Source organism: Amycolatopsis sp. NPDC006131 (assembly GCF_040614175.1).
GTDB classification, from domain to species: domain Bacteria; phylum Actinomycetota; class Actinomycetes; order Mycobacteriales; family Pseudonocardiaceae; genus Amycolatopsis_E; species Amycolatopsis_E tucumanensis.
In genome coordinates this window covers 1-20510 of sequence record NZ_JBEXTX010000045.1, presented here as the reverse complement: position 1 = coordinate 20510, position 20510 = coordinate 1, and the positions used below count along the sequence as shown (strand labels likewise).

19 protein-coding genes and 2 pseudogenes are annotated in these 20510 nt (G+C 74.1%); 9 read left to right on the top strand and 12 right to left on the bottom strand.

The features are described 5' to 3' along the window. Positions 1-100 precede the first annotated feature (100 nt). Genes ABZ215_RS22790 through ABZ215_RS22775 form a run of 4 tightly spaced genes read left to right on the top strand, consistent with a single transcriptional unit; the run spans position 101 to position 4154 of the window. A complete protein-coding gene (locus ABZ215_RS22790; RefSeq protein WP_051123588.1) occupies positions 101-1846 on the top strand; it encodes an MFS transporter in 1746 nt (581 codons plus the stop codon). 10 nt (positions 1847-1856) lie between these two features. Continuing rightward, complete coding sequence (locus ABZ215_RS22785) at positions 1857-3011, top strand: AI-2E family transporter (RefSeq protein ID WP_354951392.1); 1155 nt, start codon at positions 1857-1859, stop codon at positions 3009-3011. A gap of 2 nt (positions 3012-3013) precedes the next feature. After that, entirely contained in the window at positions 3014-3661 is a 648-nt protein-coding gene (locus tag ABZ215_RS22780) for an HD domain-containing protein (RefSeq protein WP_354951390.1), read from the top strand. Then, positions 3642-4154 (top strand): hypothetical protein, encoded by a 513-nt coding sequence (locus tag ABZ215_RS22775; RefSeq protein WP_354951388.1) that lies wholly within the window; start codon positions 3642-3644, stop codon positions 4152-4154. The genes ABZ215_RS22780 and ABZ215_RS22775 overlap by 20 nt, the downstream gene beginning before the upstream one ends. Here the strand turns inward: ABZ215_RS22775 and sulP are convergent. Both sulP and ABZ215_RS22765 read right to left on the bottom strand, forming a co-directional pair. Further along, a complete protein-coding gene (gene sulP, locus ABZ215_RS22770) occupies positions 4111-5847 on the bottom strand; it encodes a sulfate permease (protein ID WP_354710219.1) in 1737 nt (578 codons plus the stop codon). The two genes, ABZ215_RS22775 and sulP, sit on opposite strands and share 44 nt — an antisense overlap. 235 nt (positions 5848-6082) lie before the next feature. Next, positions 6083-7738, bottom strand: coding sequence for a helix-turn-helix domain-containing protein (locus ABZ215_RS22765; RefSeq protein ID WP_354951386.1), 1656 nt, complete (start codon positions 7736-7738; stop codon positions 6083-6085). Between the two features lie 119 nt (positions 7739-7857). Here ABZ215_RS22765 and ABZ215_RS22760 point away from each other — a divergent pair, with 119 nt between their 5' ends. Genes ABZ215_RS22760 through ABZ215_RS22750 form a run of 3 tightly spaced genes read left to right on the top strand, consistent with a single transcriptional unit; the run spans position 7858 to position 10837 of the window. Further along, the gene (locus ABZ215_RS22760) at positions 7858-9510 is read left to right on the top strand and encodes an FAD-dependent oxidoreductase (protein WP_354951384.1); all 1653 of its coding nucleotides are present in this window, start codon (positions 7858-7860) and stop codon (positions 9508-9510) included. A gap of 14 nt (positions 9511-9524) precedes the next feature. Continuing rightward, complete coding sequence (locus ABZ215_RS22755) at positions 9525-9992, top strand: nuclear transport factor 2 family protein (RefSeq protein WP_354951382.1); 468 nt, start codon at positions 9525-9527, stop codon at positions 9990-9992. Then, positions 9992-10837 carry a mycofactocin-coupled SDR family oxidoreductase gene (locus ABZ215_RS22750; RefSeq protein WP_354710223.1) on the top strand — a complete coding sequence of 282 codons (846 nt, stop codon included), beginning with the start codon at positions 9992-9994 and terminating at the stop codon, positions 10835-10837. Before ABZ215_RS22755 ends, ABZ215_RS22750 begins: the two co-directional genes overlap by 1 nt. Positions 10838-10839: 2 nt before the next feature. Here the strand turns inward: ABZ215_RS22750 and ABZ215_RS22745 are convergent, their stop codons facing one another. The 4 genes from ABZ215_RS22745 to ABZ215_RS22730 form a co-directional block, all read right to left on the bottom strand. After that, positions 10840-11955 carry an LLM class flavin-dependent oxidoreductase gene (locus tag ABZ215_RS22745; RefSeq protein WP_020420088.1) on the bottom strand — a complete coding sequence of 372 codons (1116 nt, stop codon included), beginning with the start codon at positions 11953-11955 and terminating at the stop codon, positions 10840-10842. A gap of 629 nt (positions 11956-12584) precedes the next feature. Next, positions 12585-13616, bottom strand: coding sequence for a pyridoxal-phosphate dependent enzyme (locus tag ABZ215_RS22740; protein ID WP_354951380.1), 1032 nt, complete (start codon positions 13614-13616; stop codon positions 12585-12587). Next, entirely contained in the window at positions 13610-14380 is a 771-nt protein-coding gene (locus ABZ215_RS22735; RefSeq protein WP_354710225.1) for an inositol monophosphatase family protein, read from the bottom strand. Before ABZ215_RS22735 ends, ABZ215_RS22740 begins: the two co-directional genes overlap by 7 nt. Before the next feature lies 1 nt (position 14381). Beyond that, positions 14382-14981, bottom strand: coding sequence for a GTP cyclohydrolase II (locus ABZ215_RS22730; protein WP_027929606.1), 600 nt, complete (start codon positions 14979-14981; stop codon positions 14382-14384). A gap of 53 nt (positions 14982-15034) precedes the next feature. Here ABZ215_RS22730 and ABZ215_RS22725 point away from each other — a divergent pair, with 53 nt between their 5' ends. Next, positions 15035-15727 (top strand): creatininase family protein, encoded by a 693-nt coding sequence (locus ABZ215_RS22725; RefSeq protein ID WP_354951378.1) that lies wholly within the window; start codon positions 15035-15037, stop codon positions 15725-15727. Between the two features lie 70 nt (positions 15728-15797). Here ABZ215_RS22725 and ABZ215_RS22720 read toward each other — a convergent pair. From ABZ215_RS22720 to ABZ215_RS22695, 6 genes and pseudogenes are all read right to left on the bottom strand, one after another. Then, a pseudogene (locus ABZ215_RS22720) lies at positions 15798-16622 on the bottom strand (lysylphosphatidylglycerol synthase transmembrane domain-containing protein); the annotation flags it as partial. A gap of 160 nt (positions 16623-16782) precedes the next feature. Then, positions 16783-16950: a hypothetical protein gene (locus ABZ215_RS22715; RefSeq protein ID WP_354951376.1), complete on the bottom strand. Its 168-nt coding sequence runs from the start codon at positions 16948-16950 to the stop codon at positions 16783-16785. Between the two features lie 68 nt (positions 16951-17018). Further along, entirely contained in the window at positions 17019-17837 is an 819-nt protein-coding gene (locus ABZ215_RS22710; protein WP_354951374.1) for an SAM-dependent methyltransferase, read from the bottom strand. 7 nt (positions 17838-17844) lie between these two features. Beyond that, positions 17845-18888, bottom strand: coding sequence for a glycosyltransferase family 4 protein (locus ABZ215_RS22705; protein ID WP_354951372.1), 1044 nt, complete (start codon positions 18886-18888; stop codon positions 17845-17847). Continuing rightward, positions 18866-19276: a 6-carboxytetrahydropterin synthase gene (locus tag ABZ215_RS22700; protein WP_020419897.1), complete on the bottom strand. Its 411-nt coding sequence runs from the start codon at positions 19274-19276 to the stop codon at positions 18866-18868. The genes ABZ215_RS22705 and ABZ215_RS22700 overlap by 23 nt, the downstream gene beginning before the upstream one ends. Positions 19277-19284: 8 nt before the next feature. Further along, positions 19285-20259, bottom strand: a complete 975-nt coding sequence (locus ABZ215_RS22695; RefSeq protein WP_354951370.1) for a zinc-binding alcohol dehydrogenase — start codon at positions 20257-20259, stop codon at positions 19285-19287. A 32-nt stretch (positions 20260-20291) separates the two neighbouring features. Here ABZ215_RS22695 and ABZ215_RS22690 point away from each other — a divergent pair. After that, positions 20292-20510 (top strand): annotated as a pseudogene (locus ABZ215_RS22690) (hypothetical protein); the annotation flags it as partial.

Below are 20510 nucleotides of genomic sequence, written 5' to 3'. Positions count from 1 at the left end.
GATCCGCGGGAACGTCCGGCCACAGTGCGCCCTCGCGCCACGCCGCTCTTCGCCTGCGACGGGTGAGCGCACGTGCCCGTGGCCCGGTTACCGTCGCCGGATGGGGACGACGGCTGTGACGCGGCGCCGTGGCGGCACGGTGCTGCTCACCCTCGCGACCGGGCAGTTCCTGATGACCCTGGACACGTCGGTGATGAACGTGTCGATCGCGACCATCGCGAACGACCTGGGCACGACCGTCACCGGGATCCAGACCGCGATCACCCTGTACACGCTGGTGATGGCGATGCTGATGGTCACCGGGGGCAAGATCGGGGCGCTGATCGGGCGGCGGCGGGCGTTCGCGATCGGGTGCGTGGTCTACGGCTGCGGCTCGCTCACGACCTCGCTCGCCCCCGGGCTGGGCGTGCTCATCGTGGGCTGGTCGGTGCTGGAGGGGCTCGGCGCCGTGCTGATCATGCCGGCGATCGTGGCGCTGGTCGCGTCGAACTTCGAGCAGGCGCAACGGCCGCGGGCCTACGGGCTGGTCGCCTCCGCCGGCGCGATCGCGGTCGCCGTCGGCCCGCTCGTCGGCGGGCTGGTGACCACCTACTTCTCGTGGCGCTGGGTGTTCGCCGGCGAGGTGCTGATCGTGCTCGTCATCCTGGTGCTGGCGCGCCGGATGGCCGACCCCGGGCGCGGCGAACGCCCGGCGCTCGACTTCGCCGGGACGGCGATGTCCGCCCTCGGGCTGGGCCTGGTGGTCTTCGGCGTGCTCCGGTCGGGGACGTGGGGCTGGATCCTGCCGGGTCCGGGCGCCCCGGCGGTGCTCGGGCTGTCCCTGGTCCTGTGGCTGGTGCTGGCGGGCGGGGTCGTGCTGTGGTTGTTCCTGCTGTGGGAGCAGCGGCGGGTCGCCCGCGGCCGGGAGCCGCTGGTGGACCCGGCGATGCTGGGCAACCGGCGGTTGCGGGCCGGCCTCATGGTGTTCTCCGGCCAGTACCTGATCCAGGCCGGGCTGTTCTTCGTCGTCCCGCTGTTCCTGTCCATCTCGCTCGGTCTGTCCACGGTGGAGACCGGGTTGCGGTTGCTGCCGCTGTCGGTGACGTTGCTGGCCGCGGCGGCCGGGATCCCGAAGCTGTGGCCGCGCATCTCGCCGCGCCGGGTCGTGCGGGCCGGGCTGGTGACGTTGTTCGTCGCGCTCGTGGCCTTCTTCGCCGCACTGGACGCGGGCGCCGGTCCGGAGGTCACCACGGTCCCGATGCTGCTGGCCGGGCTGGGCATCGGCGCGCTGGCCTCGCAGCTGGGCAGTGTCACGGTGTCGGCGGTGCCCGACGAGCGCAGCAGCGAGGTCGGCGGGCTGCAGAACACGTTCACCAACCTCGGCGCCTCGCTGGGCACCGCGCTCGCCGGCTCGGTCCTCATCGCGGTCCTCACGTCGTCGTTCCTCGACGGCATCCGCGACAACCAGGCCGTGCCGCCCCAGGTGACGGCGCAGGCGGAGGTGCGGCTGGCCGGTGGCGCGCCGTTCGTCTCGGACGCGGCACTGGAGGCGAACCTGGCCGCGGCGGGGGTTCCGGCCCCGACGGCGGACGGCATCGTGGAGTCCAACCGGGACGCCCGCGTCCAGGGTCTGCGTGCCGCGATCGCGGTGCTCGCGCTCGCCGCCGTCGTCGCGCTCTTCTTCACCCGCCGCATCCCGCAGGAGCAGCCGGGCGGCTCACCCGGGGCGGGTGAGGACAGCCGCCGCGGCGGTCCGGGCGGGCACGGCGGAGACGGTGACGGCGGTGCGGGAGCAGGCGGGCTCGCCGCTCCGCCGGGGGCCGGATCGCCCGGCCGGGATGAGCAGCACCCGGTGCCGCCGCTCTAGCCTCCCGCGGATGGAAGAGCCCCCGAACCCGCGGCTGTCGCCCGACGGTCTGGCGCCGTCCCGCGATCTGCTGCCGCGGGCGCTGGTGGTGCTGCTCGGCGCGGCCGCGGTGGTCGTGGTCGTCGCCGGGGTCCGCGCCGCCGGCTGGCTGGTCGGCCCGGTGTTCACGGCGATGGTGATCGTGATCGCCGTGTCGCCGGTGCAGGACCGGCTCCGCCGCCGGGGGTGGCCGGCGTGGCTGACCACCACCGTGCTCGTCATCCTGGTCTACGGGGTCCTCGCGCTGCTGACGCTGGGCATCGTCGTGTCCCTCGCGCGGCTGGCGGGCCTGGTGCCGCAGTACACCGGGCAGGCCGCCGAGGTCGTCCGCGACGCCTCGGTGGGGCTGTCCCGGCTCGGCATCGGACCGAATCAGCTGCGCGCCGCCGCCGAATCCCTCGACCTGGGCAGGCTCACCGGCCTGCTGACCGCCCTGCTCGCCGACATCGCCGGACTGGTGTCGAACCTGGTGTTCCTGCTCGCGTTGCTGCTGTTCCTGAGCGTCGAAGCGGGTGGCGCGGGGCAGCGGATCGCCGCGATCGCCACCGACCGCCCGTCCGTGAGCGCCGCGCTGCGCGGGTTCACTCGCGGCACCCGGCGCTACCTCGTGGTCACGACGGTGTTCGGGCTCGTCGTGGCGGCCCTGGACGCGCTGGTGCTCGCGGTGATCGGCATCCCGCTGGCGCTGACCTGGGGGCTGCTGTCGTTCGTCACCAACTACATCCCGAACGTCGGGTTCCTGATCGGGCTGGCCCCGCCCGCGATCCTCGGCCTGCTCACCGGCGGCGTCGGCCGGATGGTGCTGGTGATCGTCTGCTACGGCGTCATCAACTTCGTGCTGCAGTCGCTGATCCAGCCGCGGTTCGTCGGCGACGCGGTCGGATTGTCGGTGACGGTGACGTTCGTGGCGCTGGTCTTCTGGGCGTGGCTGCTGGGGCCGCTCGGCGCGATCCTGGCGATCCCGATGACCCTGCTGGCCAAGGCGCTGCTCGTGGACCTCGATCCACGCGCCCGCTGGGCGGACGTGCTGCTGCGGTCCGGGCAGCGCGGGCCGCCGGAATCCCGGCGCCGGGAGGCGCTGTTCGCGCGGTGGCCGCACCGCGCGGCGGCCGGACGGAAGGAGTAGCGATGTCTCGCCTGTCGATGGGGCCTGGATCCGGCGTGGTGGCCGGGTACCGCGACGCCATCCCGCTGGACCGGTGGGCGCGGGTCACGGCGGGCCGTCTGCTCGCCGACGAACAGCCGCGGCGGTGGGCGCACAGCCAGGGAGTCGGGCGCAAGGCCGAAGGCACGGCGCTCGCGCTGGCGCCGGCCGACCGTCCGGTGCTGGTCGCCGCGGCCTGGTTGCACGACATCGGGTACGCCGCCGCGGTCGGGGGCGTGGGCCTCCACCAGCTCGACGGCGCGTGCTACCTCCGCAGTGTCGGCGTGCCGCTGCGCGTGTGCGCGCTCGTCGCGCACCATTCCGGCGCGGACGCGGTGGCCGCGCTGGTCGGTCTCGGGCGGCGGCTCGCGGAGTTCCCGGACGAACGCGGACCGGTCCGGGACGCCCTGTGGTACTGCGATCTGACCACCAGCCCGGACGGGCTGCCGGTGTCGTACCGCACCCGGCTGCTGGAACTGCGGGCGCGCCGCGGCCCGGACGATCCCGTCGTGCGCGCGCTGGCCGTCAACGGCGCGGAGCGGGCCGCGGCGGTCCGGCGCACCGAGGACCTGCTGTTGTCCGTCCGGTTCGGACAGCGGGCGGAGGTGGACGGTGATCGGCGGACCGGCTGACCGGACCGCCGTCCGGACGGCGGGCAGACGGCGCGCGGCCGGCATCTACGGGGCGATCGTCACCGCGGCGATCCTGACCGCGGTGGGCGAGCAGCTGCCCACCGCGGCACTGGCGGTCGCCGTCGTGGTCACGCTCCTGGTCTACTGGTCCGCCGAGGAGTTCGCGGAGATCGTGGGGGAGCAGACCTCCCGCGGCGGGCTGCCGACCCGCGCCCAGGTGCGGGCGGAGTTGCGCGCGACGTGGCCGATGGTGACCGCGTCCTACGGTCCGCTCGCCGCGCTCCTGCTGGCCCGGCTGGCCGGCGCCACACCGCTCACGGCGGCCAACGTCGGGCTCGCGACCGCGGTGGTCCTCCTGGTGGTCCACGCCTGGTCGGCGGCGCGGACCGCGCGGCTGCGCGGGGTCCAGCTGGTGGTGACGACGTGCGTGGCCGGTCTGCTCGGGGTGGTCATGATCGTGTTGAAGAACCTGGTTCTGCTGCACCTGCACTGACCGGGACCCAGCCGTTCCCGGTGCGGCGGCGGAACGCGTCCACGGCGGCGGAGACGGTGGGGTAGAAGTGGTCCGGATCCAGCGTGCGGGTCAGCTCGTAGCGGTCGATCTTGCGCCGCACCGGGTCCTTCAGCTCGGCGAGCACGAGGTGCGTGCCGCGCGCGTTGAGCTCGTCGTCGAGGTCCCGCAGCATGTCCGCGGCCGTGGTGTCCACATCGGTCATCGGTTCGGCGGCGACGACGATCCAGTGCGGCGCCGGGTCGCGCGCCGCGAGCCGGCGCACCGCTTCCCGGAAGGTCTTGGCGTTGGCGAAGATCAGCGGCGCGTCGAACCGGAAGATCACCAGCCCGGCCGGCCGCCGCGCGTCCGGGTAGGACCGGACGTCGTGGTAGCCGGGCACCCCGTCGGCCTTGCCCAGTTCGGTCTGGTACGGCAGCCACGCGTGCCGGAACACGTTGAGGATGGACAGCACCACCGCGACCGCGATCCCGGGCAGCACGCCCAGCAGCGCGACGCCGAGGAGGGCCGCGGCCGACAGGAGGAACTCGGTCCGGCGTTGCCGCCACAGCCGCGCGGTCCCCCGGAGGTCGGCGAGCGACAACGCCGCGGTGATGACGATCGCGGCGAGCACCGGTTGCGGCAGGTTCCGGAACAGGCCGGGCGCGACCAGGATCATGATCGTGATCAGGACGGCGCCGACGACGCCGGTCAGCTGGGTCCGCGCGCCGGCCTGCTGGGCGACCGCGGTGCGCGATCCGCTGGTGCTGACCGGGAAACCCTGGAACAGCCCGGCCGCCAGGTTCGCCACGCCGATGCCCGCCATTTCCCGGTTGCCGTGGACCTCCTGCCCGGTGCGGGCGGCGAACGCCGACGCCGTGGAGATCGTGTCGGCGAGCGAGACCAGCGCGATGCCCAGCGCGCCGGCGAACAGCGGAGCGAGGTCGGACAGGCCGATGTCCGGAATGGACAGCGGCGGGAAACCCCGCGGCAGCACACCGACCAGGTCGACGCCGCGTGCGGCGAGGCCGAACAGCGGGACCGCGGCGATCGCCAGCACCACCACGACGAGCACCGCGGGGATCTTGGGCAGCCAGCGCTGCAGCAGCAGGATCGCGGCGACGCCGGAGATCCCGACCGCGGCGGCGGCGCCGTTGACCTCGCCGCCGAAGATCCCCCGCGCCACGGCGCCGATCTCGGCGACGAGGCCGTCGGCGTCGACGCTGAACCCGCACAGCTTCGGCAGCTGCCCCACCACGATGGTCAGTGCGAGGCCGTTGAGGTAACCGATCATCGTCGGCTTGGAGATGAGGTCCGCGATGAAGCCCAGCTTGGCCACCGACGCGACGATCATGATGGCGGCGACGAGGATCGCGAGCATCGAGGCGAGCGCGACGGCGCGCCCGGGGTCGCCGTCTGCCGCGGCGAGCGGCAGGATCGTCGCGGCGATCATCGGCCCCAGGGAGGAATCCGGCCCCAGCACGAGGATCCGCGACGGCCCGAACACGGCGTACCCGAGCAGGCACAGGATCGACGTGTACAGCCCGGTGATCGCGGGCAGGCCGGCCAGCTCCGCGTACGCCATTCCCTGCGGCACCAGCAGCGTCGTGAGGACGACGCCGGCCACGAGATCCTTCGCCAGCCAGCGGCGCTGGTACGACCTGATCTGCCGCAGGCCGGGAACCCAGTGGGACATGACGAAACCCTTCCCCAGGCGATGGTAACCGGGCGGCCGCTTCCCGGCCCGGGGCCTCGGTCCCCACCGGAGGAGACGAAAGACCCTTGACGGAACAGCCTGCCGTTCCGATGCCAGGGCGAGTGCGCGCCGACCGTCCGGTTCGGACAGTGGGTGCGCCGCCGGCTCAGGCGGGGCCGGGTGGGGGAGGAGCGCAGGCGGCCGGGCGCCGGTCGTGCCGCCACGTGCCTCCGGTTCAGCCGAGCCCGTAGCGCTTCAGCTTGCGGTAAAGCGTCGCGCGGCCGATGCCGAGCAGGGCGGCCGCCCGGACGCGGTTGCCGTCCGCGGTGCGCAGCGCTTCGGCGACCGCGGCGCGTTCGGCTTTCTCGAGTTCGCTCAGCCGGGGCCGGGTGGGGGAGGAGCGCAGGCGGCCGGGCAGGTGGCGGGCGCCGATCGTGCCGCCGCCTGCCTCGGCCGCGGCTCCGCTGATCACGGCCTTCAGCTCGGCCAGGTTGCCCGGCCAGTCGTGCCGCTGCAGCACGGCCCGGGCCTCGTGCGTGAGCCGCGCCCCGAAGCGGTTCGCCAGCTCCGGGATGTCCGCCGTGCGCTCACGCAGGCTCGGCACCCGGATCTCGGCCGGCGCCCAGCGCGTCCGCAGCGGAGCCAGCGCGGGGCCAGGGACCATCGTCGCCACCACGTGGGCCGCGTGCTCGCCGGCGAGGAGGTCCGCCAGCCGCCCGGCACGGGCGGGATCGAGCCGTTCCAGGTGCCGCACCAGCACGGCTTCTCCCGCGAGCGCCTGCGCCACCGCCTCCACCGGCTCGTCCGCCTCGACGACGACCGGTTCGCCCAGCAGCGCCCGCGCGACGCTCGCCTTGCCCACGCCCGGCTCGCCGAGCAGCAGCACCGGCCGGGATCGGGCCCGCGTGAGCGCCCGCTCCAGCGATCGCCACGGCGGGGAGCTGCCCGCGAGCCCGGCGGCGGCGAACAGGCCGGGCCCGGCTCGTCGCCGGGGCGGGCGGGCCGCGGTGACGGTGACCAGCAGCCCGCCCGGCGCGGCGGGGGCGAGGCGGACCGTGAGCCGGTCGCCGAGCGTGAGTTCGCCGGACGGCGCCCGCCCGTCCCGGGCCGCCTCGACCGCGTACGACTCCAGGGTGTCCAGGTCCTGGGGGCTCAGCAGGTCCGCTGCCGCGTCGCTGACGATGCGCGTCCGCCCGTCGAGCACGGCGACCGCCTCCCGGCCGGGCGCGGCGGCGAGGTAGGTCTCCAGCAGCCGCCGCTCGCGCGCCGGGGCGGCGTGCAGCAGCTCCCGCTCGATGGTGCGGCTCGCCGTGCGCGCGAGGGCGTCCAGCACGGCCAGCGGCGCGGACAGGTCGCACACCACGGCGATCGCGCCGCTGATCCGGCGGGTGATCGGGTCGGTCACCGGCGCGCCCGCGCACACCGTGTCCTGGTACAGCTCGAACAGGTGCTCCGGGCCGCCGATCAGGACCGGTTCGCGGGTGCTCAGGACGTGGCTGATGCCGTTGGCGCCGGTGGTGCTCTCGGACAGGTCCGCGCCGGGCCGGGTGTCGATGCGCTCCAGGTGCGCCCGCATCGGCTCGTCGCCGGCCCAGCAGCCCACGATCCGCGCGTGGCTGTCGCTGAGCACCACCGCCGCGCGCAGCCCGGACAGGTCTTCGGCGAGGCCGGCCAGCACCGGCGTGGCGGCCCGCACCAGCTGGCTCTCCGGCGCCACCGGCACCGCGGGCACGTGGTCACGCGTCACGTCGGCGCCGGTGAACCACGACCGCCGCCAGGCCGCCGACAGCCACTCGGGCAGGTCGTCCGGCAGTCGCCGCTCGGTGAGGAACTCCTCGCGAGCCCGGCGCAGCCGCGCGAGCCCGTCCCGCGTGTCGATCTGATACGCCATCCGCTGTCACTCCGTTGTGGTCACGGATCTTCCCGCCCCAGTGTGCCCGGGCGCGCGGCCGCCGGGGGTGTCTCAAAGTGAGACAACCGCGCGACGGGCCGGATTTCCATCCTGGGCGCATGACGAACGATTCGGTAGCCCCACGGGAAAGCGCCCGGCCGGCGGCCCGCTCGGCGGCCGACGCCGAAGCCGACGTGGTCGTGGTCGGCGGCGGTGGCGCGGGCCTGCCCGCCGCCCTGTTCAGCCGGTGGCTCGGCAACGAGGTCGTGCTGCTGGAGAAGGCGGCCGAGCTGGGCGGCACGGCGAAGAAGGCGGCGTTCTGGTACTGGGTGCCCAACAACGAGGCGATGCGCGCCCTGGGCATCGAGGACCGGTTCGAGGACTTCCTCCGCTACGTCGCGCGGCTGTCCCAGCCCACCCGCTACGACCCGGCCCGGGCGGACGCCGGGCTGAGCGAGTGGGAGCTGTCCATGGTCCGCGCCATCTACGACAGCGCCGCCCCGGCCGCCGAGCTGCTGCGCGACCGCGGCGCCCTGACCTACCGGCACTGCCCGGACGTGCCGGACTACTGGTCGCAGCTGCCTGAGGACAAGGCGCCGACCGGGCGGGTGCTGGTGCCGGCGGACGCGCGGGAGTCGATGTCCGACGGCGGGGTGTGCGCGGTGCGGCAGATGTCCGCCGCGGCCGAGCGCGACGGGGTGGACGTGCGCACCGGGCACCGCGTCCAGCGGCTGATCCTCGACGGCGGCCGGGTCGCCGGGGTCGAGGCGACCACCGCAGGCGGGCGGACGGTGCGGGTGCTGGCGCGCAAGGGCGTCGTGTTCGCCACCGGCGGCTTCACACACGACGACGAACTGCGCCGCAACCACCTGAGCGTGCCCGCCTACCGAGGCTGCGCCGCCTCGACCAACGAGGGCGACTTCGTGCGCATCGCCGCCGGGGTGGGCGCGCAGCTCGGGAACATGAACTACGCCTGGATGTGCCCGGTGCCGCTGGAGCGCTCCGGGAGACCGGATCTGGTCGGGATGTTTTCGGTGGCCGGCGACTCGATGATCTTCGTCGACCGGCACGGCCGCCGCGTCGCCAACGAGAAGATGCCCTACAACGAGGCCGCGCAGACGTTCTTCCAGTGGGACCCGGCCGAGGGCGGCTACCCGAACCTGGTGCTGGTGCAGATCTGGGACCAGCGCAGCCAGGACCACTCCGCCAGCGACGAGTACGGCCGTCTCATCGTCCCGCCCGGTGCGGACGATTCGCACGTGATCCGGGCGGACACGCTGGAGGAGCTGACCGAACGGATCCGCGAACGGCTGGCCGCCAACGCGGGCAGGACCGGCGGCTTCACCCTCGCCGATGACTTCGCCGCGAACCTGCCCGCCACCATCGAGCGGTTCAACGGCTTCGCCCGGGCAGGAAAGGACGCCGACTTCGCGCGCGGTGAGACGCCGATCGAGCTGGTGTTCAACGGCCCGGTGAAGGACGAACCCGGCCGCGCCAACCCCACGATGTGGCCGATCAGCGACACCGGCCCCTACTACGCCGCACTGGTCACCGGCGGGACGCTGGACACCAAGGGCGGGCCGCGCACCGACGCCGACGGCCGTGTCCTGGACGACCTCGGCGAGCCGATCCCCGGCCTGTTCGGGGTCGGCAACTGCGTCGCGTCCGCCTCCGGGCGCGCGTATTGGGCCGGGGGCGCGACGCTCGGCCCGATCCTGGCGTTCGCCCACCGCGCCGCCTCCGCCGTCGACCGGGCCGCCGTGCCCGCCTGAACCGGGAGCAATCCATGGCCGTCACCACCCAGACCATGACCGACGAGCAGCGCAAGTCCGTCGCGCTGGAGTACCTCAAGGCCTTCGACAACGGGAGCGTCACCTCGACCGGCGGCAGCATCCTCGACCTGTTCGCCGACGACGCGCAGGTCTGCTTCCCCAAGTGGGGACTGGCCGACGGGAAGGAGGAGATCGGCAGGCTGTTCGGCGACGTCGGCGGCACGCTGAAATCCATCAAGCACCACTACGCCGAGTTCACCTGGGTCTTCTCCGGCGGCGACCTGCTCGTCGTGGAGGGCACCAGCCACGGCGAGCACCGGGACGGCCCGTGGCGGGCCGGCGTGCCCGAGTGGGGCGCCGGGCGCTGGTGCGACGTGTTCGAGATCCGCGACTTCAAGATCCAGCGCTGCTTCATCTACCTGGACCCCGACTACGCGGGCCAGGACACCGACCGCTACCCGTGGCTGAAGGGACAGTCCTGATGGGACGCATGGACGGCAAGGTCGTCGCGATCACCGGCGCCGCCCGCGGGCAGGGCCGCGCGCACGCCCTGCGGCTGGCCGAGGAGGGCGCCGACGTCATCGTCACCGATCTCGCGGCGCCGGTGGACACCGTCGCCTACCCGGCGTCCACACCGGACGATCTCGCGGAAACCGTGGCGGGCGTGGAGAAACTGGGCCGCCGCGCCGTGTCGTTCGTGGCGGACGTGCGCGACTTCGACACGCTGAACGCGGGCCTGGCCGGTGCGGTGGCCGAGCTGGGGCGGCTCGACGTGGTGGTCGCCAACGCCGGGATCCTCAACGCGGTCAAGCCGTCGTGGGAGCTCTCCGGCGCGGAGTGGCAGACGATGATCGACATCAACCTCGGGGGCGTCTGGCACACCACCAAGGCGGCGATCCCGCACCTGATCGACGGCGGCGGCGGTGGAGCGATCATCCTGATCAGCTCCACCGCCGGCTTGCGCGGCATCCCCAACATCGCGCACTACAACGCCGCCAAGCACGGAGTGCTCGGGTTGCAGCGCACGCTGGCCAACGAGCTGACGCCGCACCGGATCCGGGTCAACTCGGTGCACCCGACCAACGTCCGCACGACGATGATCGAGAACGACTCGAGCGCCCGGATCTACCGGCCGGATCTGGAGAACCCGACCTTCGCCGACACCACCGACGCGCTCGCGCGCATCAACATGTGGCCGGTGCCCTACCTCGACGTCGAGGACGTGGCCAACGCCGTGCTGTTCCTGGCCAGCGACGAGGCCCGCTACATCACGGGCGTCGCGCTGCCGGTCGACCTCGGGATGAGCCAGAAGTACTCCGGCGCCTGAGGTCAGGCCGTGGTCGCGGCGGTCTCGTCCGCGGCGGCCTTGGCCTGCGCGGCGGCGACCCGCTCGGCGTGGCTGGGCGGGTTCGCCGGCACGTGCTCGGGGCGCTTGGCTTCCATCTCCTTGCGCAGCACCGGCACGACCTCCTCGGCGAGCAGGTCGATCTGCTCCAGCACCGTCTTCAGCGGCAGGCCGGCGTGGTCGATGAGGAACAGCTGGCGCTGGTAGTCGCCGACGTCCTCGCGCATGCTCGCGTACCGGTCGATCACCTGCTGCGGGCTGCCGACCGTCAGGGGGGTCGTCGCGGTGAAGTCCTCCATCGACGGGCCGTGGCCGTAGACCGGGGCGTTGTCGAAGTAGGGGCGGAACTCGTTCCACGCGTCCTGCGAGTTCTTGCGCATGAAGACCTGCCCGCCGAGGCCGACGATCGCGGTGTCGGCCGGGCCGTGGCCGTAGTGCTCGAAGCGCTGGCGGTAGAAGCGCACCATCTGCTTCGTGTGCGACATGGGCCAGAAGATGTTGTTGTGGAAGAAGCCGTCGCCGTAGTAGGCGGCCTGCTCGGCGATCTCCGGGCTGCGGATCGAGCCGTGCCAGACGAACGGCGGGACCCCGTCGAGCGGGCGCGGGGTGGCGGTGAAGCCGCGCAGGGGAGTGCGGAAGTTGCCCTCCCAGTCGACCACGTCCTCCTCCCAGAGGCGGCGCAGCAGGGCGTAGTTCTCGATCGCCAGCGGGATGCCCTGGCGGATGTCCTGGCCGAACCACGGGTAGACCGGGCCGGTGTTGCCGCGGCCCATCATCAGGTCCATCCGGCCGCCCGAGATGACCTGCAGCATGGCGTAGTCCTCGGCGATCTTCACCGGGTCGTTGGTGGTGATCAGCGTGGTCGAGGTGGACAGGATGATGTCCTTGGTCACGCCGGCCAGGTAGCCGAGCATGGTGGTGGGGGAGGACGCGACGAACGGCGGGTTGTGGTGCTCGCCCGTGGCGAAGACGTCGAGCCCGGCCTGGTCGGCGTGCTGGGCGATGGTCAGCATCGACCGCACGCGCTGGGTGTCGTCCGGAGTTTCGCCGGTCGTCGGATCCGTGGTCACGTCGCTGACGGAGAAGATCCCGAACTGCATGACAGCCTCCTGCTGATCTGGTGTTCGGCCGGTAAAACGTCTCGCGCGGAAGAATATTCCTGGCGAGACTATCAGGAGGCCGTGCCGAAGTCCGGTGGACCGCAGCGTCGCGCCAGGGAGGCCGGCCGGTGCGGCTACCGGCCGGCCCGGCGCCGGTGCGCGTCCGGGTCCAGGTTGGTTCCGCAGATGGTGATCAGTGCCCGCCCGGCGGAAGGGGTGCCCGTGGCCGGGCAGGCCGCGGGCAGCTCGTGCGGCGGCCAGGGCCCTTCGCGGATGTGGCGATCCGGCGGCCCCGGCGGGCGTCCGGGGCCAGGTTGCTCCCGCGGAGGGTGGTCACTGCTGCCCGGCGAAGCACGGCCCGTGGTCGACAGCCAGTGGGCAGCTCGTGCGGCCGCCAGGACCCCTCGCGGGTGTGGCGATCCGGCGGGCGTCCGGGCCACGTTGCTCCTGCGGTCACTGCTGCCCGGCGAAGCGCTGCCCGTGGTCGGCATCCGGTAGGCAGCTCGTGCGCCGGCCAGCGCCCCTCACCGTGACGGTGACGGTGGTCGGCGCAGGCCGCGGACCGGTGCGGCTGTCCGCCGGCCCGAGCCGGTGCGTGTCCGGCGACACGCTGCTCCCGCAGAGAGCGATCACTGCCGCCTGGCGAAGCGGTGCCGTGCATCCGGTGGGCAGCTCGTGCGGCCGCCAGGGCCCCTCGCGAGTGCGGCTACCGACTGGTCCAGCGCCGAAACGCATCCGGATCCACGTTGCTCCCGCAGATGATCGTCACCACGTGCCGCCCGGCGAAGCGGTCCCGGTTCTCCAGCACCGCGGCCACCCCGAGCGCCGCCGACGGCTCCACCACCAGGCCGGCGTGGTCGAGCAGCAGCCGCATCCCCCGTGGTGATCGACTCCTCGCGCACCAGGACCGCCTCGTCGGCCACCTGCAGCAGGTCGTCCAGCACCTCCGGGATCGGGAAGCGCCCGGCGACGCCGTCGGCGATCGTGTCCGCCGACTCCGTCGTCACGACCCGCCGCTGCCGCCAGGACAGGGTCATCGCGGGCGCGCCCAGCGGCTGCACGCAGATCACCTCCACCCCGGGCGCGAGCGACTTCACCACGTGTCCCACCCCGGTCGCCATCGCCCCGCCGCCCAGGGCGATCAGGACGACATCGGCCGACGGCGCCTGCTCCACCAGCTCCAGCCCGATCGTCGCCGCGCCCTCGCACGTTTCGAGGTCCAGGCTGTCCTCCACCAGCCGGATCCCGTGCTGCCCCGCGATGTCCGCCGCCCGCTCCCGCGCCCGCTCGAAGTCGCCGTCCACCAGCTCCAGCCGCGCGCCCAGCGCCCGGATCCGGTCGAGCTTCGCCACGGGCGCGGACCGCGCGGCCACGACGGTGACGTCGAGCCCGCGGCGGCGGCCGGACCAGGCCAGCGCCTGCCCGAGGTTGCCCGCGCTCGCGCACACCACCGCGCCCGAGCCGAGCGCGTGAGCGATCACCTCGGTCGCGCGGCCCTTGAAGCAGCGCACCGGGTTGGCCGTTTCGAGCTTGACGCTCACCGCGCACCCGAGGACGGGTTCCAGGGCGTCGCAGCGGTACAGCGGCGAATCGAGGAACACCGGGTCGATCACCCGGCGGGCGGCCCGGATCCGGCCGGTGTCCAGGCGCGTCGTCAGCACAGCAGGTCCAGCACCACGTCCCGCAGCCCCGGCGCCAGTGCGATCGTCGACGCCGAGGACACCGTGTGGTCGCTGCCGTCGGCGTCCAGGACCAGCCCGCCGGCCTCCCGCACCAGCAGCACGCCCGCCATCGTGTCCCACGGCAGGTTCGACAGGATGATCGTCGCGTCCAGGCGGCCGTGCGCGACCCACGCCAGGTCGGCCGCGGCGGTGCCGATCATACGCACCCGCTCCGCCCGCGCGCCCAGCTGCTCCAGCAACGCCAGGCGCAGCCGGTTCTTCGGCCCGGCGTCCTCGCCCACCGCGAAATCGCCCAGCGACACCATCGCCTCGGACAGCGTGGTCGCCCCGGACACCCCGATCCGCGTGTCCCCGGCGAAGGCGCCGTAGTCCTCGACCGCGGTGTAGACCGTGTCCAGGAACGGCAGGTCGATCGCCGCCACGACGCTGCGCTCGCCGGACACCAGGGCCAGCGAGATCCCGGTGAGCGGGATGCCGCGGGCGAAGTTCGCGGTGCCGTCGACCGGGTCCAGCACCCACCACAGCTCGCCCCGCTCGCCGCCGTGCTCCTCGCCGACGAGCCCGATGTCCGGCGTCTCCCGCGCGAGGAACTCCCGCACCGCATCCTCGACCGCCAGGTCGATGTCGGTCACCAGGTCGCGTTCGCTCTTCGCGGTCACCGACCGCGGCGCGCGCGAGGTGACGATGCGCCGCCCGATCGCGACGGCCTCCCTGGCGACGGGCAGCAGGCTCAGGTGGTCCACGTCAGTGCTCCGCGACGTCGAAGGCGTCCACCTGCGGCAGGACGTGCCCGAGGCGGTCGCGCTTGGCGGTCAGGTACCGGATGTTGTCCGGGCTGGCCGGCGCCAGCAGCGGGACCCGCGCCGACACGCGGATCCCGTTCGACTCCAGCGCCGCGATCTTGTCCGGGTTGTTGGACATCAGCCGCACCGACCGCACGCCCAGGTGGCGCAGCACCCGCGCGGCCGGGCTGTAGTCGCGCACGTCGACCGGCAGCCCGAGGCTGGTGGCCGAGTCGACGGTGTCCAGCCCTTCGTCCTGCAGCACGTGTGTGCGCACCTTCGCCACCAGCCCGATCCCGCGTCCCTCGTGCCCGCGCAGGTACACCAGCACTCCGCTGCCTTCGCGCACGATCGCGTCCAGCGCGGCGTCCAGCTGTTCGCCGCACTCGCAGCGCACCGCGCCGAACACGTCGCCGGTGAGGCACTCCGAATGCACCCGCACCAGCACGTCGTCGCGGCGCAGCCGGCCGTGGGCGAGCGCGAGGTGCTCGGCACCGTCGCGGAACGCCACGCTCCGGAACTTGCCGCGCCGGGTGACCAGCGTCGATTCGGCGATCTCCATGGGTTCCCCTCGTCGTCGACCGGGAACTTGCCCTACCCGGTATACCTGATCTGATGAATCCGCTGCCGCCGGAGACCACCGACGACGTGCGCGGGGCCGCCGTGGCGGTGCTGCCCGTCGGGAGCCTGGAACAGCACGGCCCGCACCTGCCGCTGACCACCGACACCCTGATCGCCTGCGCGGTCGCGTCGCGGATCGCCCACGACCACGGCTTCTGGCTGCTGCCGCCGGTCACGGTGTCCTGCTCGCACGAGCACGCCGCGTGGCCGGGCACGGTGAGCATCTCGGTCACGACGCTGGTCGCGGTGGTCCAGGACGTCGCCGCCTCCCTGCGGGCTTCCGGCGTCGGCAGGCTCGTGCTGGTCAACGGGCACGGCGGCAACCACGTCCTGGCCAACGTCGTGCAGCAGGCCGGCGGCTCGATGGTCCTGTTCCCCACGTACGGCGAGTGGCAGGAGGCGCGCGTGGCGGCGGGCGTGCGCACCTCCAACGACGAGGACATGCACGCCGGAGAGCTGGAGACCTCGATCCTGCTCTGCACCGCCCCGGAGGTGGTCAGACCGGGCTACGAGACGGCGGACTCGCCACCCGGCGATCTGCGCCACCTCCTCTCGCTCGGACTGGCCCCCTACACGGAATCTGGCGTGGCCGGTCATCCGTCACTGGCTTCGCCGGAGAAAGGCCGGGCGGTGCTGGACGCGCTGGCCCGCGCGTTCCGGGCGCACCTGCCCCTTCTCGGGTCCTGAGCGCCAGGACCCCGGGCAGCGCCGCGACGAGCGAGAGCACCCCGTAGACGACGGCGGTGGCGATGCCCGCGGCCGCGCCGAGGCCGGTGGCTGAAAACGCGACCGCGGTGAACCCCTCGCGCGGCCCCCAGCCGCCGACGTTGAGCGGCAGCGCCATGACGACCAGCGCGAGGACGATCAGCGGGACGAGGGTGGTGACCGGCGCGGTCACCCCGGCCAGCCGCGCGGCGAGGAGGAACAGGGCGACGTGCCCGGCGATGGTGAGCGCCGACAGCGCCACGATGCCCGCCGCGGTGCGCCCGCCGACCAGGGCCCGGACGTCGGTGAGGGTCCGGGTGGCCGCGGCGCGCCAGGCCGGTTTCGCGGCGAGCAGCCCGGCGACCACGAGCGCGGCGCCGAGCAGGACGAGCAGCCCGGGGCCGGTGGACAGGCCGGGCAGCAGGTCCGGGTGGAGAGCGAGCGCGGTGACGCCGGCGACGAGCAGCACGGCCTGCCCGGCGAACCGTTCGAGCACGACGGCGCGGACGCCGCGGCCCACGTCGCCGGAGTCGCGGCCGTGGCTGACGGCGCGGTCGACGTCGCCGAGGACCCCGGCGGGCAGCACCGAGTTGAGCAGGGTGGAGCGGTAGTAGGCGGCGACCGCGGCCGGCAGCCGCAGCGGCAGGCCGAGGCCGCGCGTGACGAGGACCCACCGCCCGGCGGCGGTGACGGTGGTGAGCAGCCCGATCGCCAGCGCGAGCACGACCGATTCCGTGTCGATGAGCCGCAGCCCGGTGAGGAATGCGCCGGTGCCGACCTTCCAGACCAGGGTGGTGAGGATGCCGGCCGCGGCGAGCAGGCGGAGCCGCGGCCAGAGGCGGGCTGCCGTTGCGCGGGTGGTGGTGGGGGTGGTCATTGGGCTCCGATCGCTGGTGTGGGCACGGCCGATCGGGTGTCGGTGAGTCTGGGTGCGCCGGTGTCGGCCTTCCAGACGGGGGTGGTGAGGATCCCGGCCGCGGCGAGCAGACGCAGCCGAGGCCAGAGGCGGGCTGCCGTGCCGCGGGTGGTGGGGCTGGTCATTGGGCTCCGATCGCCGGGGTGGGTTTGGCCGATCGGGCGTCGGTGAGTCCGGGCAATCCGGCGGTGCCGACCTTCCCAGCGAGGGTGAGGATCCCGGCCGCGGCGAGCAGGCGGAGCCACGGCCAGAGGCGGGCTGCCGTGCCGCGGGGGGTGGGGCTGGTCATCGGGCTCCGGTCGTCGGCGCGGGCAGGCGTAGCCACCGCCACAGCCGCCCTCCCGGTGGCGCGGGTCGTCATCGGGCTCCGATCGCCAGCAGGTCGGTGTGGTGCACGACCACCTCCAGCTCACCCGCCGCGCAGGCGGCCAGCCGCCGCTGGGTGTAGGCCTCGGTGTCCAGCCACGGTTCCTGCAGCCGGGCGGCGGCGACCCAGCCGCGGAACCACTGTTCGGTCAGCTCACGCTGCTCCGGCCCGAGCCGCCACGGGCTGGGGGCGCGGTGCACCACCGCGCCGCGCCGCTCGAACGCCCACGTCGCCACCGCGATCGCGTCCGGGCCGAGCAGCGCGCCGCGCCGCTGGTGGGCGTTGAAGGCCGCGGCGAGGTCTGCGTCGAGCGGGTCCGCGGGTGTCAGCTCGACCCGCCCGGCGACCGACAACGTCAGCAGCGCCGCGCACCCCGCCGCGGCGCACGCGTCGGCGATCGTGTCGACATCGGACGGTGTCAGCAGGTCCAGCAGCGCCGAGGCGGTGAGCAGCGAGGTGCCGGTCAGGTCCAGCCCGTCGAGCTCGCCGCAGCGGGTCTCGAAGGTCGCCCCGCGGACCGAGGCGCGCGCGAGCAGGCCGGGGTCGCGGTCGTGCAGGACCCAGTGCTGCGGGACGCCCAGCCGCGGCGCGAGCCAGCGGCCCATCGATCCGGTGCCCGCACCGAGGTCGCGGACGACCAGCGGGGCGGGACGGTCGCCCAGCCACCGCCGCAGCGGGGTGAGCAGTTCCGCCGCCCGCGCGGCCGCGTCGGCGGGTTCGCGCAGCGCCAGCCAGTCCGGGGCGCAGCGGGTCGTGTCCGTGCTGCCGGGTGCGCCGGGTCCGGCGCCGTCCCATCGGTCGTGTGCCACACCCTTGTCACGGGCGCGCCCCCGGTTCCGGTTCAACCAGGATCCGGTCCATCACCCGCGCGGTGGTCGCCCACGGCAACAACCCGTCACGCCGGGAGCGGGCCGCCCGGCGCAGCGCCGACCGCGTTTCCGTCGAGGTCAGCCAGGTGCGCAGGGCCCCGGCCAGCGCGTCCACGTCGCCGGGCGGCACCACGATCCCGGGCGGCGACCCGTCCGCCGCCCGGCCGAGCGCCTCGGTCTCCACCGACGTCAGCACCGGGATCCCGCGTGCCAGCGCCTCCGTCACCACCATCCCGTAGGTCTCCGACCGCGACGGCAGCACCAGCAGCCCGGCCCGCGCGTACGCCTGCTCCAGCGCCGACCCGGTCAGCGGCCCGGTGATCGTCACCCGCGCCGCCAGCCCGTGCCGCGCCACCAGGTCCCGCACCCGCGCGGCGAACGCGGGGGAGCGGTGCACCGGCCCGACCAGCCGGCACACCCAGTCGAGGTCCGCCACCGCGGCCAGGGCCTCGACCAGCACGTCCTGCCCCTTGTGCGGGGTCAGCGACGCCACGCACAGCAGTTCCTCACCCGACGACAGCGGCGCGGGATCCGTGCCGGGCGTGACCACGTGCACCCGGTCCCGGGGCAACCCGTGGTGGCGCACCAGCCGCGCGGCCGTCCGCGCGCTGGGCGTGACCACCGCCGAAGCCGCCCGCAACGTCGAGCGTTCCAAGGCGTCCAGCTCCGCGTGCGCTCCGGTCTCGTCGGCCAGCGGCATGTGCACCAGCACCACCAGCCGCAGCCGCGCGGCGTGCGGCACCACCACGTCCGGCACCCCGCACGCCACGAGCCCGTCGATCACCACCAGCGACCCCCGTTCGGCGGCCGCCAGCGCGCGGTCCAGCGCGGCGCGCGCCGCCTCAGACGGGTGCGGCCACGACCCGGGGATCGCGACCTCCCGCACCGGCCTGCCCAGCGCGGTCAGCTCGCGGCTGATCCGCCGGTCGTAGACGTTGCCGCCGCTGGGCAGTTCCGGATCGTCGACGTCACCCGGCAGGATGAAGATCACGGTCGTAGCTCGCCCACGCCACGTGCGATTCGCGCAGTGTCACCGAGATCCCCGCCAGCCCGTGCGCGCCCTCGCCGAGCGCACCCGAGTGCACGCGGTCGGCGAGCCGGTCGGCGATCACCTTCGCCAGGAATTCCGTGGACGTGTTGACCCCGGCGAACTCCGGCACCTCGTCCAGGTTGCGGTAGTTGAGGTCGGCCAGCACGGCGCCCAGCTGCTGGGTCGCCAGCCCGATGTCGACGACGATGTTGTCCGCGTCCAGTTCGGCGCGGCGGAACGTCGCGTCCACCACGAAAGTCGCCCCGTGCAGGCGCTGGGCGGGGCCGAACACCTCGCCGCGGAAGCTGTGGGCGACCATCACGTGGTCGCGGACGGTGACGCTGAACAAGGGCCCTCCTACGGGTAGACGACGCGGTGGCACAGCGCGGGGATCGCGCCCGAGGCCAGCCCCGGCATGACCGACGGCAGGTCCTCGAACGCGCACTCCCCGGTGATCAGGGTGTCGAAGACGGGATCGGCGAGCAGCTCCAGCGCAAGCGCGAGCCGGTCGCCGAAGCCGCGCCGCGACCGCCGGGCCGGGGACACCATGCCGACCTGGCTGCCGCGGATCGTCAGCCGCCGCGAGTGGAAGAACTCGCCGAGCGGCACGCTGACCCGCCGGTCGCCGTACCAGCTCAGTTCGACGACCTCGCCCTCCGACGCGACCAGCTCCAGCGCCCTGGCCAGGCCGGCATCGGTCCCGCTCGTGTGCACCACGAGGTCGCAGCCCTCGGCGGCGTCGCCGGGCAGGGCGAACTCCACGCCCAGTGCCGCCGCCACCGCGGCCCGCTCCGGGTCCACGTCGACCAGCTGCGCCCGCACCGCCGGGAAGCGCGCCAGCAGCGCCGCGACCGCGCAGCCGACCATGCCGCCGCCGACCACGGCGACCCGGTCGCCGAGCAGCGGCGCGGCGTCCCACAGCGCGTTCACCGCCGTCTCCACGGTGCCGGCCAGGATCGCCCGCCCCGCGGGCACCGCGTCCGGCACCGGCGTGACCGCGCCGGCCGGGACGACGAACCGGGTCTGGTGCGGGTAGAGCGTGAACACCGTGCGCCCGGTCAGCTCCGGCGGCCCGTCCTCGACCACGCCGACGTTGAGGTAGCCGTACTTCACCGGCCCCGGGAACCCGCCCTCCTGGAACGGCGCGCGCATCAGCTCGTGCTGGCTCGCCGGGACCGCGCCGCGGAAGACGAGCGTCTCGGTGCCCCGGCTGACGCCCGAGAACAGCGTCCGGACCTCGACTTCGTCCGGCCCGCGCTCCGGCAGCGGGGCCGTCCGGACCTCACCCGGCCCCGGCGGGTTGAACCAGAACGCCCGTGCGGCACGTGTCATGGGCACACCTCCGGCGAAGGGACACGATCACCATGATCGTCCAGACCCAGCGTGGCACGGTTGCCGCCGGCCAGGAACAGGCCCTGGCGGCGTGCGGCCTGATCGTGCTGCTGAACGTGCTCGCGATGACCCTGGGCGTGGGGCTGCTGGGCTGGCTCGCCGGCGCCGCCTACGGCGCGGCGTTGCTGGGCCTGCTCGGCGCCGCCCAGTGGGCCGCCTTCGGCGCGATGTTCGGCGGCGGCACCGTCGTG

What these genes read in the sequence shown, in the direction of transcription:
- ABZ215_RS22790 (WP_051123588.1), top strand. Translation starts at nt 101, where the DNA reads ATGGGGACGACGGCTGTGACGCGGCGCCGTGGCGGCACGGTGCTGCTC.
- ABZ215_RS22785 (WP_354951392.1), top strand. Translation starts at nt 1,857, where the DNA reads ATGGAAGAGCCCCCGAACCCGCGGCTGTCGCCCGACGGTCTGGCGCCG.
- ABZ215_RS22780 (WP_354951390.1), top strand. Translation starts at nt 3,014, where the DNA reads ATGTCTCGCCTGTCGATGGGGCCTGGATCCGGCGTGGTGGCCGGGTAC.
- sulP (WP_354710219.1), bottom strand. Translation starts at nt 5,847, where the DNA reads ATGTCCCACTGGGTTCCCGGCCTGCGGCAGATCAGGTCGTACCAGCGC.
- ABZ215_RS22765 (WP_354951386.1), bottom strand. Translation starts at nt 7,738, where the DNA reads ATGGCGTATCAGATCGACACGCGGGACGGGCTCGCGCGGCTGCGCCGG.
- ABZ215_RS22760 (WP_354951384.1), top strand. Translation starts at nt 7,858, where the DNA reads ATGACGAACGATTCGGTAGCCCCACGGGAAAGCGCCCGGCCGGCGGCC.
- ABZ215_RS22755 (WP_354951382.1), top strand. Translation starts at nt 9,525, where the DNA reads ATGGCCGTCACCACCCAGACCATGACCGACGAGCAGCGCAAGTCCGTC.
- ABZ215_RS22750 (WP_354710223.1), top strand. Translation starts at nt 9,992, where the DNA reads ATGGGACGCATGGACGGCAAGGTCGTCGCGATCACCGGCGCCGCCCGC.
- ABZ215_RS22745 (WP_020420088.1), bottom strand. Translation starts at nt 11,955, where the DNA reads ATGCAGTTCGGGATCTTCTCCGTCAGCGACGTGACCACGGATCCGACG.
- ABZ215_RS22730 (WP_027929606.1), bottom strand. Translation starts at nt 14,981, where the DNA reads ATGGAGATCGCCGAATCGACGCTGGTCACCCGGCGCGGCAAGTTCCGG.
- ABZ215_RS22725 (WP_354951378.1), top strand. Translation starts at nt 15,035, where the DNA reads ATGAATCCGCTGCCGCCGGAGACCACCGACGACGTGCGCGGGGCCGCC.
- ABZ215_RS22715 (WP_354951376.1), bottom strand. Translation starts at nt 16,950, where the DNA reads ATGACCAGCCCCACCCCCCGCGGCACGGCAGCCCGCCTCTGGCCGTGG.
- ABZ215_RS22695 (WP_354951370.1), bottom strand. Translation starts at nt 20,259, where the DNA reads ATGACACGTGCCGCACGGGCGTTCTGGTTCAACCCGCCGGGGCCGGGT.